The organism is uncultured Amphritea sp., from assembly GCF_937127095.1.
Classification (GTDB): Bacteria; Pseudomonadota; Gammaproteobacteria; order Pseudomonadales; family Balneatricaceae; genus Amphritea.
The window spans coordinates 13,482-30,299 of record NZ_CAKZLP010000087.1 but is presented as its reverse complement, the minus strand read 5'-3'; the positions used below and the strand labels follow the sequence as shown (position 1 = coordinate 30,299).

Genomic DNA, 16,818 nt, shown 5'->3' with positions numbered 1-16,818 from the left:
CCCCAGGTAAACGCCCCGTGAGCACCACCGCCCTGCAATGCAAGATTGATAGAAACTGGCTTCATAAACACCTCCTGGATTATTGTGCACTGCACAAAAGTAACATGATGGAGATGAATTAAGGATGAATACTTTTTCTATCGACAAATAATCAGCAAACAGCGGATGACGGTCTACTGCTTATAAAAGCCTAAATCTTATGGATATCAGGGGAAGGTTCGCTGAACAGATACCCCTGAGAGTAATCGATCCCCAGGGACTCAACGACCTGCTGCACCGCAACATTATGAACAAACTCAGCGACGGTTTTAATGCCGGAATTACGGGCAAAGAAGACAATTGCCCGGGTGATCTCATAGCTCTTGCTATCGGTATCAATATTTTTAATATATTTCGCGTCGATTTTGACGAAATCGACATGTAGCTCAAGGATGCGTTCGAAATTGGAATATTCAGTGCCAAAGTCATCGATCGCCAGTTGATAGCCCAGCGCTTTAATCCGGCTTAACTGGGCAATATGATTTTTCTTGCCCGCCGCACTGATGCCCTCAAGGATTTCCAGCACGACCTGCTGCGGCGCCACAGCGTATTCGGCGGTTTTTTCGGTCAGATAGGTTTCCAGATACTCCATCAACAGGTCATCTTCAGTAATGTTGACCGACAGGGTCAACCCGGTACCGGCAATCTTTGCCAGCCCTTTATCAATCATTAGACGCGTAATGGTTGGAAACAGGCCAGACAGTTTAACCGCATTGAGAAAATGGTAAGGCGTATAGATTTTGCCACCATCCTCAAGACGCACCAGCGCCTCATAACTGACAATTTCACCACTACTGTTGTCACGCACCCCCTGAAAGAAAGGCATTACCCGCCCCTCATTCAAGGCCTGATGCAGCAGCGCATTCCAGCTTATATACTCCCGGCGCAACGCCTGGTCTGGCTCATCCCGTTCAGCGTTATAGATATGATAACGGTTTTTACCCAATGCTTTCGCCTGACTCATCGCCTGAACCGCCTGTTCAAGCAGATGTTTACGCGCCGATGCACCACCGGCGGTAAAGGTGATACTAAACAACTGGTCATCTATCCTCAGCGAGTACCCCAGCAGATACGCCCTGAACTGCTCAATCTGCTGTTGTAGATCCACCGGGATCCGGTAATACAGCGCAAACTCATCCGCATTGATACGATACAGCTCAGCATCCGGAAACTGCTGATCCAGCAGTTCGGCTACGTTACAGAGAAAAAGATCACCAAATGATGGCCCGTAAGCGGTGTTAATAAAACGAAAGTTATCCAGATTGATCAGCAACAGAGACTGCATAGCGATGCAGTTTTTCAGCTGCACTTTCAGCTTAGACTGGTTCGGCAGTGACGTCAGACTATCGCATTCGAGGGCAGTAATCAGTTGTTTACGCTGTTCCTCCAGCACTTGCTCCTGATACTGTTTTGCCAGAACAATATTCACCATCGAGGCACCGACATCCAGCAAACGGATATGAAATGCCGAGGGCGAACGGTGCTCAAATGAGGAAAGTGCAAAAGAGCCGATCACTTTGCCGTCATTATTACGCACCGGCATCGACCAGCAGGCACACAGATTGAAATCAGTGGCCAGTTTTCTCAGGTCCTGCCAGCGGGGGTCATTAAACGTATCCCTGACAAACACCGGCTCATTGCGCATCACCGCATTACCACAGGATCCGCTACCCGGCCCCGGAGCCAGCCCCTGTAATGCATCAATGCCATTTTGCGGCACACTGGGAGCAACCAATACATTGAGTAAACCACTCTGCTCATCCCGCAGCATGATGGAGGCAACAGAGTCTGGCAATAGCTGCTCCGCCATCCGGCACAAAGCATTCAAAGTGTCGACATAGGGCACATTACTGGCAACCTGGGCAAAAATAGATTGTTGCAAACTGAGGATCTTATCCAGTTCCTCAACCGACATCGCCCGCTCGTCATCCGCAGGCGGCAGGTCGAATGAGTTTACGCTATCGATTTCATCAATCATTAGAAGTGTCCAGATTCCGGTTCACAAATAAGCATATGACAGTAAAAGGGATAAGTCTTCAGACGACTCAGTACTCTCCTCCCATAATGGGAGTATGGCTCAGGTGTTATAGTTTATAGCTTAAAAAATGTTTCACGATAGTGCTTTAGCTCATTAATTGAGTCTTTAATATCATCCATCGCCAGGTGACTGCCCTTTTTCACAACCCCATCCAAAACCTCGGGTGACCAGCGCCGGGCCAGCTCTTTAATGGTGCTGACATCCAGGTTGCGGTAGTGAAAAAACGCTTCCAGCTCGGGCATATACTTCACCAGAAAGCGCCGATCCTGACCAATTGAGTTGCCACAGATCGGTGACGCCCCTTTATCCACATACTCACTGACAAACTCAATGGTACCCAGCTCCGCCTGGCGCTCACTAACCTGAGAATCCCGGACTTTTTGCGTCAACCCGGACTGGCCATGCTGCTTGGTACACCACTCGTCCATACTTGCCAACAGTGCATCTGACTGATGAACTACCAGATTTGGCCCTTCTGCCAGTATATTCAGCTGGGAATCTGTTACGATAGTTGCGATCTCGATGATTCTGTCATGCTCCGGATCCAGGCCGGTCATCTCAAGATCGATCCAGATAAGGTTATTCTGCCGTGACATATGTGTATTCCTTAATACCAGTACTGTAAATTTATTGCTTAATAGAATACCTTAGCAGGCTGTAAAAATTCACCCCCACACCTGATTTAGCTGATAAATGTCGAAACGAAAGCTTACCCGGCGCCAAACCTGGCGCGTACAAAAGATTCAGGACGAGCGCACCCAGCGCGCGGCTCGCAAAGATTCAGATATCGACCAGCAACTGGAAGGCGGCGATCTGGGACCGGAACAACACGGCCAGATCATCTCCCACTTTGGCCGTCAGGTTGACGTAGAAGCACAGGATGGCGAAGCAGCCGGACAGATCTTTCGCTGTCATATGCGCACCAACCTCGATGTTCTGGTCACCGGTGACCGGGTTATCTGGCGCGCCGGAGCCGAATACGGGGTAGTCGTGGCAACCCAGCCGCGCACCACTATTTTGCAGCGACCTAACAACCACGGCGAGCTGAAACCGGTGGCGGCCAATATTGATCAGATCGTCATCACCATCGCCGTCGAGCCACTGGCCCACTACAACCTGATTGACCGTTATCTGGTCGCTGCAGAACTCAGCGGTATCGAACCGATCATTCTGCTCAACAAAACTGACCTGATTGACGATGATAACCGCGCACGGGTTGAGAAGATGATCGACCTGTACCGGTCTATTGGTTATCAGGTGATGCTGGTTTCGTCGACGGACAAAGAGGGGCTTGCGCCGCTGCGGGAACAACTGAATGACCGCATCAGTGTGTTTGTTGGCCAGTCAGGGGTGGGCAAATCATCACTGATAAACGCCCTGCTACCGGGAATAGATCTCAAAGTGGGGGCTTTGTCAGAATCGACCCGCAAGGGTACTCACACCACCACCACGGCAAGACTATTTCACTTCCCGGAAGGTGGCGACCTGATCGACTCCCCCGGAATCCGTGAGTTTGCTCTCTGGCACATCAACGAACACAACCTTCTTGATGGTTTTCGGGAGTTTTCACCTTTTATCGGCTACTGTAAATTCAGAGACTGCAATCATGAGCAGGAGCCGGGTTGCGCTATTAAAGGAGCTATCGAAGAGGGTAAGATCAGCTCACAGCGGGTAAACAGTTACAAACATATACTGAATACCCTTAATCAGGATTGACGCGGACACTAAGGAACACTGAGTACGGATGGCCGAATCTATTAACCCACAGAATGCTGAGCAGTGGTACAGCTTCCTGAGCGAGAAGCTACCGCCGGTCAGGCTCAGCATCGTTAAGCGGTTGCAGAACACGCTGAATGAACCCAGCTGTTCGTTGATTCAGCTGAGTAAACTGATCAAAAGCGATCCGTTGCTCTGCTTTCATGTCGCTGTTTGCGCCGGCACGTTGCACAATGAAAAACAGTCAGAAATCACCAGTATCGATCACGCCATCGGCTCCCTCGGCCTGCACAAACTGGATGAACTGATCAACAGTCTGCCCACCACCCGCCTGAACCCAAGCAGCACCGCCCAGAAAATGTACTTCCGCGCCGTGGCCAACAGTCACCACGCTGCGACTCAGGTGCACCAGTGGTTAAAACAGTGCCGCGGCGGAATGTTTGCTGAAGAGAGTTATCTGGCAGCGCTGTTTTACAATATAGGTCACTGGATGCTGTGGTATTTTGCGCCACAGCAGATGAGCAAGATTCAGATAATGATCCGGGAAAAGAATGCCAGCCCTGAACTGGCTGAAACCCGTATTCTGGGTTGTACCATTGACGGTATATCCAAACGTTTACTGACTCGCTGGCCCGCATCCAGCCTGGCCAGAATAACACTGGAAAATAGCACACCGTTAAACAGACAGATGATTATCCAGCTCCACCAGCGTGCCCTAAGCGACCCGCGTCTGGATGGCGACCAGCTTCGCCAGCTCAACCATCTGACCCAGCAAAAGTTTTTCCCGGTTAAATTAAGTAACTGGCTGGCACTGGCGGCGAACTATGGCTGGGGCAGAGAAACCACGCTCCACCTTATCGATATTATTAATGACTACCTGCGGGCCGAGCTGGGCCATACCGTCGCTTTCCTGCACCAGAACTGCGTTTTGGCGTCGCGCAACTATCGTGTGGCCGGTGTACTCTCTCCCGCAGCAGAGATGCTGATGCTGGACTCTGATCTGTCGCCCAACTACCGGCTGACAGAGGTAGACCGAAAACTGTTTAATCTACTGCCAGCACAGCAGCACCCGGGTGACAAACCAGCCCCCACCAAGACCTCGGCAGAAAACCCACCTGAAAGATCGAACGGTGCAGCTAAAAGCCCGACAACTCTTTTAGCTGAAGACGATACCGTACAAAACAGTGCGGCGGGTTATGTTATTGATATCGACAACACAAAAGCACCCCAGCCAGACGTAGAGCCTGACGCAGGGTCAGAACGCAAAGCCAATGCGGAGACGACTCTCGCTGAAAAAGCCACGGGCAACACTTCGGTTAAACAGCCTTCCCTCTCTGTCAAACCGGAAGGTGAGTTCCTTAGTAAAGATATCTACCAACAACACCTACAGCGATTCAACGAGCTGGGTGATTACTACTCACAAAGCACCCCGGTACTGACTGACCTGCTAGCAGGCCTGACCGAAGGGTTAGGCATGCAGCGGGTTGCTCTGATCATCCTGCCGCCGAAAAGTGACACGCTCAAGGTGGTCAAAGCGCTCGGCTTTGAGGATGGACACCCGCTGCCCAATTCAACCCATACTCTGGGGCCCAAAAGCCTGTTCAGCCGACTTAACGAAAAGCCGGGATGTTTACTAATCAACCAGACCAACCATAAACAGATCAGAACGATGCTGCCAAAGACGTTCAGCCCCTATGTCAGCCACCATAGCTATCTGATGATGTCACTGTTCGCCGCGAACAGATCAGTCGTGATTGTCTATGCCGACCGGGATAGCGCTCCGGAAGGCGTTCAGGGTTTTCATCATAAAAAATTCAAAGATCTGTGCAGTAGCGCTGGACGCTGTCTGGATCATGTTTATAAATTACGCGCCGGAGCCAAAAAATGAGTCTGCCACTGGTCATCTCTCCCCAGCAGCTGTTTAACCATTTAACCGACGATAATTCAGCCAACACAGGCCTGCTGATCGTTGATCTTTCCTCAGCAGAAAGCTACTGCAATGGCCATATCCCCGGTGCCATTCATCTGGATCCGGCCAGGCTGATGCGTGGCAAAGGCGAGGTGCCCAATAAGATGCCTGAAGCAGATCAGCTCAGCGCTCTTCTGGGTGAGATCGGCCTGACCGCCGATAAGCATATTGTCGTCTATGACGATCAGATGGGCCCCTGGGCCGGGCGGATGATCTGGACCCTGCACAGTGTCGGCCACACCCACTGCTCGTTTCTGAACGGCCACCTGCCTGCCTGGATCAACGCCGGCCTCGCCATCGAGACCAACATCAATACAGCCGTACCCAGCCAGTATGCTGTGACACTTCAGCCGGGTTATCTTGCCGATATCCCCTACATTACCCATCACCTTGACGATGCCAGCCACATCGTTCTGGATGTTCGCTCAGCGGCTGAATATTCCGGTGAGAAAGTCATCAACGCGAAACGGGGGGGGCATATCCCCGGCGCGGTTAACTATGAATGGACCCGTGCGCTGGTGTCTGCCGATAGGCCACAACTACGCCCCGCGGAAGAGATACTGGCAGAACTGGCTGAGCTTGGGGTTACCCCGGATAAAACCGTAATAACCCACTGTCAGACCCACCGCCGCTCAGGCCTCAGCTATCTGTTCACAAAACACCTTGGGTTCGACAAGGTACGCTGCTACGATGGCTCTTGGTTTGAGTGGGGTAATCAGGAGGACACACCCATAGAATCCTGAGTCCCGAGCCTCTGAGCCCTGGACCAGAAAGCCGCCACAAACCCTTTTTTCAAAACACGTGTTATAAAAACTCTATTTTATCGAACGATATTTCGGAAACCTGAATGTGAAAGATTCTCTGTTTATTCTACTACAACACCTGTTGCCTCAACATCTGCTGTCACGGGCGGTAGGTTATCTGGCTGAGAGCCGCTGCAATTGGATCAAGCGTCCTTTCATTAAGACATTTGCCAAACAATACCAGGTGAATATGTCTGAAGCCCTGATCGAAGACCTGGATCAGTTTGACAATTTTAACGCCTTTTTCACCCGGGCACTGAAGCCCGACATGCGCCCTCTGGATAACGCCACAGTGGTATCTCCCGCCGATGGCGCAATTAGTCAGATCGGCGCAATCGACTATGGCAGGATTCTACAGGCAAAAGGCCGGGGATACGGCTTGAGCACATTATTAGGTGGTCACGCCGATCTTGCCGAAGAGTTTATCCATGGCCGCTTTGCCACCATCTATCTGTCACCCAGCGATTACCACCGGGTACATATGCCGGTCACCGGCACCCTGCGCGAAAGCATCTATGTCCCGGGAGACCTGTACTCAGTGAATCAAACCACCGCTAAAGGGGTGGATAACCTGTTCGCCCGCAATGAAAGACTGGTGGCCATATTTGATACCGAGCAGGGACCGATGGCGATGATACTGGTCGGCGCTATGATTGTGGCGGGTATTGAAACGGTCTGGGGTGGTCAGGTCGCCCCGGTGCAAAAACACAGCTGGCGCATTGATCATCAAAAACCCGTTGAGCCGGTTATACTGCAACAAGGGGAAGAGATGGGCCGCTTTAAACTGGGTTCCACCGTTATCCTGCTGTTTGGAAAAGACGCTATCGAATGGTCAGAGACGCTGAAAGCGGACGATCCGGTTCGCCTGGGGCAGGCTATAAGCGGCTCGTGAACGAGCCGCTTAAGAACGTCACTGCGTGACTCGCTAGACGCGGCTTCGCCGCTTGCTAGTGGCTAGTGGCTAGTGGCTAGTGGCTAGAAAAAGATTAAGCAAGCCGCTCTGGGTTAGCAAGCGTTTACATACAATAATTTTCAGATAAGAACTTATACAAGAACTTACATAATAACTTACACTTTTTCAGGTTATATTATGAGCTGGTTAGATACGCTTAATGCACTGGGTGTTCAGGTTGATGCACTGGGAAACTGCCAGGTTTCAGCAGCAAACAACAGAGATACCGCGGTAACAATTACCCCCCTGACCCATCTGGGTCTGTTTGATGTAGTTGGGCCGGATGCGGAGAAGTTTCTCCAGGGCCAACTCTCCTGCGATGTGCAAAAAGTCAGCGCGGGTAAAAGCCTGCTGGGTTCCCACTGTAATATCAAAGGCAGCATGATTAGCCTGAGTCGGCTAATGCCGGTTGAAGGTGGCTTCTGGCTACGCACCGAGCGGTCGATTCTGGACGCGGCGATGGCCAATCTGAAGAAGTATATGATCTTTTCCAAAGCACAAAGTCAGAATCATTCAGATGAGATCGTTGGCCTGGGCATCAGTGGTGAACAGGCATCTGCTTTGCTCACAGCTCAGGGGTTCAGCATCCCCGCGGCAAGCGGCGATACAACTATCGTGAAAGATGGCGTGCTGATCAGAGTTCCAGGAGACCGCTTCGAGTTATGGCTACCGGCAGCAGAGGCTGAAACGCTGTTAACCTCATTGATAAAGACAGCATCATTGGCAGATACCGACAGCTGGAAGCTGGCAGAGATCCGCAACGGCATCCCCTCGCTGCAGACAGAAACTCTGGAAACCTTTATCCCACAAATGACCAACCTGCAGGTATTTGAAGGCGTCAGTTTCTCCAAGGGTTGCTATACCGGCCAGGAAGTGATCACCCGCCTGCAACACCGGGGCAAACTCAACCGCCCGATGTACCGATTGGCGTTTACCGCTGATCAGGCTCCCGCGCCCGGCACGGCAATCAATACACCGGACCGCGCCGGTGTTGGCACCGTAGTCAGCGCAGCGATGAACGCTGACACTGAAGGCGAACTGCTGGCGGTTATTCTGAAAACCAGTGTTGATGATGACAGCACAATACTGACCCTGGAGAACAGCGACCAGCCGCTGGAACGACTCACTCTGCCCTATGCACTCGACCCTGAGCTGTTTGAGCGACCCCAGCGACTTTGACAAACGCTTGCAGCGTTAGCCAGACATCAACAGAACGGGGGCTTAAGCCCCCGTTCTGCTGTAGCGCGAGCCATAGTGTTGTCGACTGCTTCAGATATCCAGCTAGTTATTCTCAGTTATTAGCCCTTATTCGCACTACTGGCAAAAAAAGTGCTATAAATAATCAACCGAAGCGACCTTTATCAGGATAATTTTTCACCTGCCCCATTTTTTCCGACGGCGGACCTGATTATACTACCCACACTTATTTATCCCGGAACCCGTTACCATGCCAAAAGCCAGTGAAATAAAAAGAAACGCAGCAATCGACATTAATGGCGAAGCTTATATTGTTCGCGATATCGAGCGCTCTGTCCCTCAGGGACGTGCGGGTGGCAGTCTCTATCGTATGCGTATGTACAATGTTGTAACCAACGCTAAGATCGATGAAACCTTCAAAGATTCAGATATGCTGACGCTGGCCGACCTGACCCGCCGCGCGGTTACCTTCTCATACGCTGACGGCGATGAGTATGTCTTCATGGACAGCGAAGATTACACCGCCTACAGCATGAACAAAGAAGCGATCGAAGATGAACTGATGTTCATCACTGAAGATCTTCAAGGCCTGCATGTACTGGTTCTGAATGAAGCACCGGTTGCCCTTGATCTGCCAGGTATTGTTGAGCTTGAGATCATCGAAACAGATCCGTCAATCAAAGGTGGTTCTGCAACGGCCCGCACCAAGCCTGCCAAACTGTCCACCGGACTTATCGTTCAGGTGCCTGAGCACATCTCCACCGGCGACCGCATCAAGGTCAACGTAGAAGAGCGCAAATTTACTGGTCGTGCCTGATCACACAATATGCTAATAAAAAAACCGCCGATACAGGCGGTTTTTTTTCTAGTGAATAACCCCAGGATTTTACGTTTTTTTCGAATACAGCGTTGCACTTTCTTATAGACCTTTCGCTCGCGAAAACAACTTGCCCTCCTTGACGAGAATAAGTACGAATGATTTATTCACCTTTGGCCAGCAAAACAGTCTTAACAGGCTTGTTCTAGCAAGCGGCTCTGCCGCGTCTAACGACGAGCAAGTCACGAAGCGACGTCCTAGCTACTTTCCAGTTTACGCCTGAGGCGCAAACTTGGCCCAACCTGATCTTCAGGATGAAGGGTTTGTAATATAACCAATTCGCCATCGACAAAGTCCTGTTCCATCCCCAGCATAATCGCAGAGCCGTTATCCAGATGCAGAATCAGCAGCGCGTCATAGTTGAGGGATTCGGAGGGGATATTCAGCTCAGCGGCGACAATATCGATCAGCTCCCGCTGCTCATAGATCTCGATAGACTCAATATTGGCTGCCGCAGGCAGACTGATCCAGCTGCACTGATCTGGACGGGGCACCACCGCCTCAACCTCATTGACCGCCAGACAACCGACGGTAAAACCATCGGCAAACGGGTGCCGGGCAACACTCACCTCGATCCACTGTTCATCACTCAAACGGAATCGCAGCCAGCAGGCGCGGTTCATATCCTGCCCCAGGCAGGTATGCAAACCACCCGCCCAGATCTCATCCAGACGCAGATCAAACAGCTGAGAAAGACATGCCTGAGCAGCATTATCCAGATGGAACACTTTTAAACGCACAGTTTCATGCATGGAACGTCTCCTTTCAGTCGACAGACCGGCTACGCCGCTGGCTAGCGGCTAGAAAAAGCGTAACACAATCAGCAGTTTACTCTACGATTTTTTTACTTCCATCTCGCGACATAACCTCCCCCGGTAAACCCGCCTGGATATGATTGAAAATAGCTTCAGCCCCCCAAAAAAGGCGTCCAAATGATAGCAATATGCCCGGATACAGTGTTAATCAGAAAAGCCATTCCTACCTGGGAAAGAAGGGGCAAGCTCTCGAGCATTGGGCATTTTCAGCCAGAGTCGGACAAGCTTGCGGTACCGCTCAGGCTCTTTATAGTCCTCGAATCCGGTTCTGGAGTGGAGCACCATGTAATTGTTGGCAAACTGGATATCGCCCGGCTGCAGCATCATATCCAGCTTAACCTGGTTGCGGTGCATGATATCGTCAAACAGATCCATCGCTTCAATCTGTTTCCGGCTCAAGGGCACACCCTCAATCTCGTGCCCAAGCTCAATATACTGACGTAAATAACGACAGCTGAGCTTACCTTTGTGATAGCTGAAGATAGGCGACAACGTTGGTTTTTCATCACCCAGGTGAGCAAAATAAAACGGTTGATACAGCACATCCAGGAGGTCAGGCGCCTCATCCAGGATCGTATTATAGATAGTTGCCGCACTGACCAGGCTGCTCATCCCACCCTCCCTGGCTTTTTTAATCGACAACAGCCCTACCACATCGGACAGGTCTGTGTGGTAAGGCAGATAGGCGTTGGTCTCATAAACCCGGGTATTCTTGTCGTTAAGGTCGCCGACATTGATCACCATACCGAGCAGGTCGCCTTTGGGGTTCTGCTTCACAGCTTGACCAAGATGTAAGCCCAGACCGTAATAGATAGACTGTAGTTCACTCTCATCATAGCGATCCGCATTGAGCCCCCTTATCAGGATAAACCCCCGCCCCTCTTCTAACTCATCCAGAATGCGCTCAATGCCTTCCTGCATTTCAGCGATGGGGAAGTCACTTTTTTCAAACATCGGAGCCTTAATGCCTTGATCATTCAGGTGCTTCAGCGCCAGATCGAGCACCTCCTGCTCCTTTTCTGAAAGCATATAGACCCACGATTGGTTCGATTTAAGGCCATCCCCATTCCAGGCAATCTGGCCATTAATTTTCTGCCCATAACGATTAATCATAAAATACTCCTTCAGCATTCAAAAACGATGCATGACGCTCCTCTATACCGGCTTGAGTCCATGCAACAAAAACCCACACCGGCCAAACAACATGGGCAGGCATTAATCCCGCCCTCATTAGAACGTGGGAACTGACAAGAGAGAACCATAATCAAATATAGTTTCATATGCAACCATTTATGCGGAGTGCAATATTTTAAACCCATCATTAAAGCAAAAATGTCGCGAATATATCGCTAAAAGCCACTAAAAAACAAAAAGTAAAGATTTATGAAAAACACTCAGATATATTTATGTTTCATATAAAACATAAAATCTCTACACATAGTCAAATCTACAATCAATTGAATAGTCAAACGAATAACCAAAAGACACATTAAGAATATCGTCACCTACAGCTGCCCACATAAACCCGCTGAAAGGAACCTGTTCACGCTTTACTTAAAATTAATAATCTTTATCCTAACGGCTTGTACTCAATTACTATTGAGTTAATTAAAAACCGACTCAAGTATCATCGTAGATGAAAGATAAATACCAAAGCCCACTTGATCTGGAACAGATGTTAGCGGCAAGGCTGACTCGCATCAGCAGCACTCTGGATCATTTCGGCAATTATTATTATTCCGAAGTTTTCCCAGAAACAAACCTGAACGATGCACGTTATCTGCTTATCTTAGGCGCAAGAAAAGAAGCCTCTGCTGTAGATATCGTCAAAGCAATGAACTTTGACAAAGCAACAGCCAGCAGAAACATTAAAAAACTTATAGATCAAGGACTTATACTAAGAAAAACCGACCCATCTGACGCTCGTCGCAACACCCTAACCCTGAGTAAAAAAGGACAAGCGATCTATGATGAAATCAGTCAGTCGGTCAGATTAAGAAATGAAGCCGCTTTAGCTTCTCTATCACCCGGCGAAGTAACAATATTCTTTGAGATACTCGATAAGCTACAAGCGAGTGCAAATAATCGATTACAAAAAATGAATAGCGACAAGCAAGATCCCGCTATCGATTACACCACCTCGACGATAATACAGCTTTAACAAACCGTAGCTCGAAGATCAAAAAGTACAAAAATTAGCGACTTACCTCCTCCGGCAGCTGCCAATCAATCGGATCACGCCCATAACGCTGCAGATACTCATTCGCCTGACTAAAATGTTTGCAGCCAAAGAAGCCCCGGTAAGCCGCCAGTGGCGAGGGGTGAGCAGATGTCAGCACCCGATGGCGCTGCGGATCAATAACTGCGCCTTTTTTCTGCGCATAACTGCCCCACAACAGAAAGACCACATGCTCACATTGCTCATTCACGGTAGCGATTACCCGGTCGGTAAACTGCTCCCAGCCCCTGCCCTGATGGGACGCAGCCTTGGAATCTTCTACCGTAAGCACCGCATTCAGCAGCAATACCCCCTGCTTTGCCCAGCTTTCCAGATAACCGTGATTCACCGGCAAAACGCCCAGATCGTTTTGTAGCTCTTTGTAGATATTCACCAACGAAGGGGGCGTTTTAATGCCGGGACGCACCGAGAAACAGAGCCCATGGGCCTGGTCCGGCTGATGGTAAGGGTCCTGACCGATAATCACCACTTTCACCTGGTCCAGAGGAGTCGCCTCCAGAGCATGAAACCAGTAAGTTGAATGGGGATAGATAGTTTTATTAGCCGCCTTCTCCTGCTGCAGAAACTGTTTCAGCTGCTGCATATAGGGGGCATCAAACTCAGCATTTAACCAGGGTTGCCAGCTGGGGGCATTATCCAGCGTCATCACACTATCCGCACTCATTCAGTTATCACCACAGTCACGAATCTTTGCATTGGTTTGCCCCAGCCAGACTTCACGGGTCAGGACTTTGCCATAGATAAAGGAGTAATAGCGTATATTACCCGGCGCATGAGAGATCACTCCAGAGATCAGAATCACCAGAATATAGATCCAGGCCTGGGGCTGTGCGAACCAATAGATGCCAGTCACCAACAGCACCAGTTTGAACAGCACCAACTGGCCGCGCAACTGATACAGCCAGATAGCATCGACATAAAGCTCCTTTGCCACCATCAGGATGCCACTACCCACGCCGACGATCAGGTAGGGAAGCCAGACCGACTCTGGCTGACTGAACAGATAAGCCCCCGCCAGCCCGGCAATCCCCACCAGGTGCAGCGAACGCAGCATGATACTGATCCAGCGCTTGCCGGGCAACGATCGCTTGTGCTGCGGTATCAACCAACTCATAAAAACTTCCTGAAGACAAAAAAGGGCCACCCGAAGGCAGCCCTTATGGATTAACCTGTTCTTTTCAAAGACGCATCAGCCCCGCGGACGCATCGCCGGGAACAGGATAACGTCACGAATCGATGCTGAATCAGTGAACAGCATCACCAGACGGTCGATACCGATACCTTCACCCGCGGTTGGCGGCAGGCCATATTCCAGTGCATTGATGTAGTCTGCATCGTAGTGCATCGCTTCATCATCACCGGCATCTTTCTCAGCAACCTGCGCCTGAAAACGTTCCGCCTGATCTTCAGAGTCGTTCAACTCGGAGAAGCCATTTGCCAGCTCACGACCCGCGACAAAAAACTCAAAACGATCGGTGACAAACGGATTCGCATCGCTGCGACGAGCCAGAGGAGACACCTCAGTCGGATACTCAGTAATAAACGTTGGCTGCTGCAGACGGTGTTCAACGGTCATTTCGAAGATCTCGATCTGTACCTTGCCCAGCCCCCAGCTATCTTTCACATTGATATCCATACGCTCAGCAATCTGCCGGGCAGCATGATCGTCCGCCAGGGCTTCTGCGGTGATATCAGGGTTATAGTGGAGGATAGAGTCGAATACGCTAAGACGGGTAAACGGCTTCTCAAGATCGTATTCGAAGGTTTCCAGAACCTCACCATCTTCGTTGCGCACAGTGTTGACGATGGTCGTGGTGCCCAGTACGTTCTGCGCCACGGTGCGCAGCATCTCTTCGGTCAGATCCATCAGATCATGATAATCCGCGTACGCCTGATAGAACTCAATCATAGTGAATTCAGGGTTATGACGGGTCGACAGACCTTCGTTACGGAAGTTACGGTTGATCTCGAACACCCGTTCAAAACCACCCACAACCAAACGTTTCAGATACAGCTCAGGCGCGATCCGCAGAAACATATCCCGGTCCAGCGCATTGTGATGGGTAATAAACGGACGCGCACTCGCACCGCCAGGAATCACTTGCAGCATCGGTGTTTCCGCTTCGATAAAGCGCTTTTCTGTCAGAAAGTTACGAATACCGGCTACAATTTTCGAGCGGGTTTCAAACACTTTACGGGAGTGCTCGTTGGTGATCAGATCGACATAGCGCTGGCGGTAGCGCATCTCGGTATCCTGCAAACCTTTGTGCTTATCCGGCAGTGGACGCAGGTTCTTGGTCAGCAGCTGGTACTCGCCCAGGTCAACATACAGATCGCCTTTACCTGACTTATGCAGCACACCGGTAACGCCGATGATATCACCCAGATCGAGTGACTTAGCGAACGCACGCGCCTCTTTATTCACATAAAACTGAATCCGGCCAGACATATCCTGCAGCACACCAAAAGCGCCGCGGTTAAGCATCACCCGGCCCGCAATACTGACCGTAATACCCTCCTCCGCAATCTCTTCCTTCGATTTATCACCATGCTGATCCTGCAGATCCTGGGCATAACTATCACGACGGAAGGTATTTGGGAAAGCGTTACCCGCTTCACGCAGCGTGTTGAGTTTTTCTCGACGCTCCGCGATCAGGCGGTTTTCATCTTGCGGCTGAATAGTTTCAGACATTTTATGTGCAACCTTTAATGGTTAAATCTTTAATTTCAGAGATCGCTAATAGCAATCTCTTCATATTTTCTAAATATTTTAAGCGTTCCGCTGACTGACGCAGTAGCTTAAACGCTGTGAAAGCGTTATGAGCGCAAGGATGACAAGGCAAAAACGTGCGAAACAGCGGAGCCTACGACTGTAGGTGAGCATGTTGAGCGAGTTTTTAACGCCGTCAGCACAAGCGCAATAGCTTTCGCAGTGTTTAAAACTTAAAGCCCGGCCTTCAGACTAGCCTCAATGAACAGATCCAGATCGCCATCCAGCACCTTATCGCAGTTACTGCTCTGCACCCCGGTACGCAGATCTTTAATCCGCTGGTCATCCAGCACGTAGGAACGAATCTGACTACCCCAGCCAATATCGGCTTTGTTATCTTCCTGTTCCTGCGCCGCTTCGGAGCGCTTCAGCATCTCCATCTCGTACAGTTTTGCCCGCAGCTGTTTCATACAGGTATCTTTGTTCTGGTGCTGCGAGCGCTGACTCTGGCTCTGCACAACGATACCCGACGGCCCGTGAGTAATACGCACTGCCGATTCAGTCCGGTTGACGTGCTGACCACCGGCACCGGAGGCCCGATACACATCTACCCGCAGATCAGCAGGGTTGATATCGATCTCAACATTGTCGTCAATCTCCGGGGAGACAAACACCGAAGAGAACGAGGTATGACGGCGGCCGCCGGAGTCAAACGGTGATTTACGCACCAAACGATGAACCCCGGTCTCAGTCCGCAGCCAGCCAAAGGCATAGGCGCCCTGAAAACTGATGGTCGCCGACTTAATACCGGCAACATCACCTGCGGAACATTCCAGCAGTTCGGTTTTGAAACCTTTGTCTTCACCCCAACGCAGGTACATCCGCAACATCATCTCCGCCCAGTCCTGCGCTTCCGTACCACCGGAACCGGCCTGAATATCCAGATAAGCGTTGTTAGCATCCGCTTCACCAGAGAACATGCGACGGAACTCCAGCTGGTTGAGCAGCTCCTCCAGCTTGGTCACTTCGCTGCGCACTTCCTCGACGGTATCTTCATCATCCTCGTCAACCGCCATCTCCAGTAGCTCACGGGCATCGGTCACCCCGGCGGTCAGATCATCGATGGTTTGCACCACGCCTTCCAGCATCGCGCGCTCCTTACCCAGCGCCTGCGCCCGCTCGGGCTCACTCCAGACAGCAGAATCTTCCAGCTCCCGATTGACCTCTTCCAGGCGCTCCTGCTTCTCCGGGTATTCCAGATAGCCACGTAGCACCTCGGTACGTTCGGTTATATCTTTCAGGCTGTTGATGATCGGATTGATTTCCATCGTAATCGCTTTACTCTCTCTATCTGCGCGGGCTGCGCTGTATCTGCACCGGGGCGGTTTTCTGCACCAAAGCGGGACCGTTTAAAAAGGCAGCATATTTTACCCGATTCCCCGGCAGCTGTGTATCCAATGGAC

15 protein-coding genes are annotated in these 16,818 nt (G+C 50.7%); 7 read left to right on the top strand and 8 right to left on the bottom strand.

All coding sequences use genetic code 11. From position 1 onward, the window contains the following. Window positions 1-190: 190 nt before the first annotated feature. Both Q0499_RS23075 and orn read right to left on the bottom strand, forming a co-directional pair. A complete protein-coding gene (locus Q0499_RS23075) occupies window positions 191-2,017 on the bottom strand; it encodes a GGDEF domain-containing protein (protein ID WP_299205254.1) in 1,827 nt (608 codons plus the stop codon). Window positions 2,018-2,130: 113 nt separating this feature from the next. Then, the gene (gene orn, locus Q0499_RS23070; protein WP_299205251.1) at window positions 2,131-2,673 is read right to left on the bottom strand and encodes an oligoribonuclease; all 543 of its coding nucleotides are present in this window, start codon (window positions 2,671-2,673) and stop codon (window positions 2,131-2,133) included. A gap of 97 nt (window positions 2,674-2,770) precedes the next feature. On the opposite strand from orn, the gene rsgA reads away from it, so the two are divergent. From rsgA to yeiP, 6 genes are all read left to right on the top strand, one after another. After that, the gene (gene rsgA / locus Q0499_RS23065) at window positions 2,771-3,793 is read left to right on the top strand and encodes a small ribosomal subunit biogenesis GTPase RsgA (RefSeq protein ID WP_299205248.1); all 1,023 of its coding nucleotides are present in this window, start codon (window positions 2,771-2,773) and stop codon (window positions 3,791-3,793) included. A gap of 28 nt (window positions 3,794-3,821) precedes the next feature. Continuing rightward, complete coding sequence (locus tag Q0499_RS23060) at window positions 3,822-5,681, top strand: HDOD domain-containing protein (protein WP_299205245.1); 1,860 nt, start codon at window positions 3,822-3,824, stop codon at window positions 5,679-5,681. Then, window positions 5,678-6,505, top strand: a complete 828-nt coding sequence (locus tag Q0499_RS23055; protein ID WP_299205242.1) for a sulfurtransferase — start codon at window positions 5,678-5,680, stop codon at window positions 6,503-6,505. The genes Q0499_RS23060 and Q0499_RS23055 overlap by 4 nt, the downstream gene beginning before the upstream one ends. A 106-nt stretch (window positions 6,506-6,611) precedes the next feature. Then, complete coding sequence (asd, locus tag Q0499_RS23050) at window positions 6,612-7,457, top strand: archaetidylserine decarboxylase (protein WP_299205239.1); 846 nt, start codon at window positions 6,612-6,614, stop codon at window positions 7,455-7,457. 198 nt (window positions 7,458-7,655) lie between these two features. Beyond that, on the top strand, window positions 7,656-8,696 hold the full coding sequence (locus Q0499_RS23045) for a folate-binding protein YgfZ (RefSeq protein ID WP_299205236.1): 1,041 nt from the start codon (window positions 7,656-7,658) through the stop codon (window positions 8,694-8,696). Window positions 8,697-8,964: 268 nt separating this feature from the next. Further along, window positions 8,965-9,531, top strand: a complete 567-nt coding sequence (gene yeiP, locus Q0499_RS23040; RefSeq protein ID WP_299205233.1) for an elongation factor P-like protein YeiP — start codon at window positions 8,965-8,967, stop codon at window positions 9,529-9,531. A gap of 257 nt (window positions 9,532-9,788) precedes the next feature. On the opposite strand, the gene Q0499_RS23035 is transcribed toward yeiP, so the two are convergent. Together Q0499_RS23035 and Q0499_RS23030 are read right to left on the bottom strand one after the other, a co-directional pair. After that, the gene (locus tag Q0499_RS23035) at window positions 9,789-10,343 is read right to left on the bottom strand and encodes a hypothetical protein (protein ID WP_299205230.1); all 555 of its coding nucleotides are present in this window, start codon (window positions 10,341-10,343) and stop codon (window positions 9,789-9,791) included. Window positions 10,344-10,550: 207 nt separating this feature from the next. After that, entirely contained in the window at window positions 10,551-11,519 is a 969-nt protein-coding gene (locus Q0499_RS23030) for a TauD/TfdA family dioxygenase (protein ID WP_299205228.1), read from the bottom strand. 523 nt (window positions 11,520-12,042) lie between these two features. On the opposite strand from Q0499_RS23030, the gene Q0499_RS23025 reads away from it, so the two are divergent. Continuing rightward, on the top strand, window positions 12,043-12,567 hold the full coding sequence (locus Q0499_RS23025; protein ID WP_299205225.1) for a MarR family winged helix-turn-helix transcriptional regulator: 525 nt from the start codon (window positions 12,043-12,045) through the stop codon (window positions 12,565-12,567). 34 nt (window positions 12,568-12,601) lie between these two features. Here Q0499_RS23025 and ung read toward each other — a convergent pair whose 3' ends face one another. The 4 genes from ung to prfB form a co-directional block, all read right to left on the bottom strand. After that, the gene (gene ung / locus Q0499_RS23020; protein ID WP_299205257.1) at window positions 12,602-13,291 is read right to left on the bottom strand and encodes a uracil-DNA glycosylase; all 690 of its coding nucleotides are present in this window, start codon (window positions 13,289-13,291) and stop codon (window positions 12,602-12,604) included. 18 nt (window positions 13,292-13,309) lie between these two features. Beyond that, on the bottom strand, window positions 13,310-13,759 hold the full coding sequence (locus Q0499_RS23015) for a hypothetical protein (protein WP_299205222.1): 450 nt from the start codon (window positions 13,757-13,759) through the stop codon (window positions 13,310-13,312). Between the two features lie 75 nt (window positions 13,760-13,834). Further along, window positions 13,835-15,337, bottom strand: a complete 1,503-nt coding sequence (gene lysS, locus Q0499_RS23010; protein WP_299205219.1) for a lysine--tRNA ligase — start codon at window positions 15,335-15,337, stop codon at window positions 13,835-13,837. A gap of 251 nt (window positions 15,338-15,588) precedes the next feature. After that, window positions 15,589-16,683: a peptide chain release factor 2 gene (gene prfB / locus Q0499_RS23005; RefSeq protein WP_299205216.1), complete on the bottom strand. Its 1,095-nt coding sequence runs from the start codon at window positions 16,681-16,683 to the stop codon at window positions 15,589-15,591. Between the last annotated feature and the right edge of the window lie 135 nt (window positions 16,684-16,818).

Excerpts from the sequence above, each read along its gene's own strand:
- Q0499_RS23075 (WP_299205254.1), bottom strand. The coding sequence starts at position 2,017 with ATGATTGATGAAATCGATAGCGTAAACTCATTCGACCTGCCGCCTGCG.
- orn (WP_299205251.1), bottom strand. The coding sequence starts at position 2,673 with ATGTCACGGCAGAATAACCTTATCTGGATCGATCTTGAGATGACCGGC.
- rsgA (WP_299205248.1), top strand. The coding sequence starts at position 2,771 with ATGTCGAAACGAAAGCTTACCCGGCGCCAAACCTGGCGCGTACAAAAG.
- Q0499_RS23060 (WP_299205245.1), top strand. The coding sequence starts at position 3,822 with ATGGCCGAATCTATTAACCCACAGAATGCTGAGCAGTGGTACAGCTTC.
- Q0499_RS23055 (WP_299205242.1), top strand. The coding sequence starts at position 5,678 with ATGAGTCTGCCACTGGTCATCTCTCCCCAGCAGCTGTTTAACCATTTA.
- Q0499_RS23045 (WP_299205236.1), top strand. The coding sequence starts at position 7,656 with ATGAGCTGGTTAGATACGCTTAATGCACTGGGTGTTCAGGTTGATGCA.
- yeiP (WP_299205233.1), top strand. The coding sequence starts at position 8,965 with ATGCCAAAAGCCAGTGAAATAAAAAGAAACGCAGCAATCGACATTAAT.
- Q0499_RS23035 (WP_299205230.1), bottom strand. The coding sequence starts at position 10,343 with ATGCATGAAACTGTGCGTTTAAAAGTGTTCCATCTGGATAATGCTGCT.
- Q0499_RS23030 (WP_299205228.1), bottom strand. The coding sequence starts at position 11,519 with ATGATTAATCGTTATGGGCAGAAAATTAATGGCCAGATTGCCTGGAAT.
- Q0499_RS23025 (WP_299205225.1), top strand. The coding sequence starts at position 12,043 with ATGAAAGATAAATACCAAAGCCCACTTGATCTGGAACAGATGTTAGCG.
- ung (WP_299205257.1), bottom strand. The coding sequence starts at position 13,291 with ATGACGCTGGATAATGCCCCCAGCTGGCAACCCTGGTTAAATGCTGAG.
- Q0499_RS23015 (WP_299205222.1), bottom strand. The coding sequence starts at position 13,759 with ATGAGTTGGTTGATACCGCAGCACAAGCGATCGTTGCCCGGCAAGCGC.
- lysS (WP_299205219.1), bottom strand. The coding sequence starts at position 15,337 with ATGTCTGAAACTATTCAGCCGCAAGATGAAAACCGCCTGATCGCGGAG.
- prfB (WP_299205216.1), bottom strand. The coding sequence starts at position 16,683 with ATGGAAATCAATCCGATCATCAACAGCCTGAAAGATATAACCGAACGT.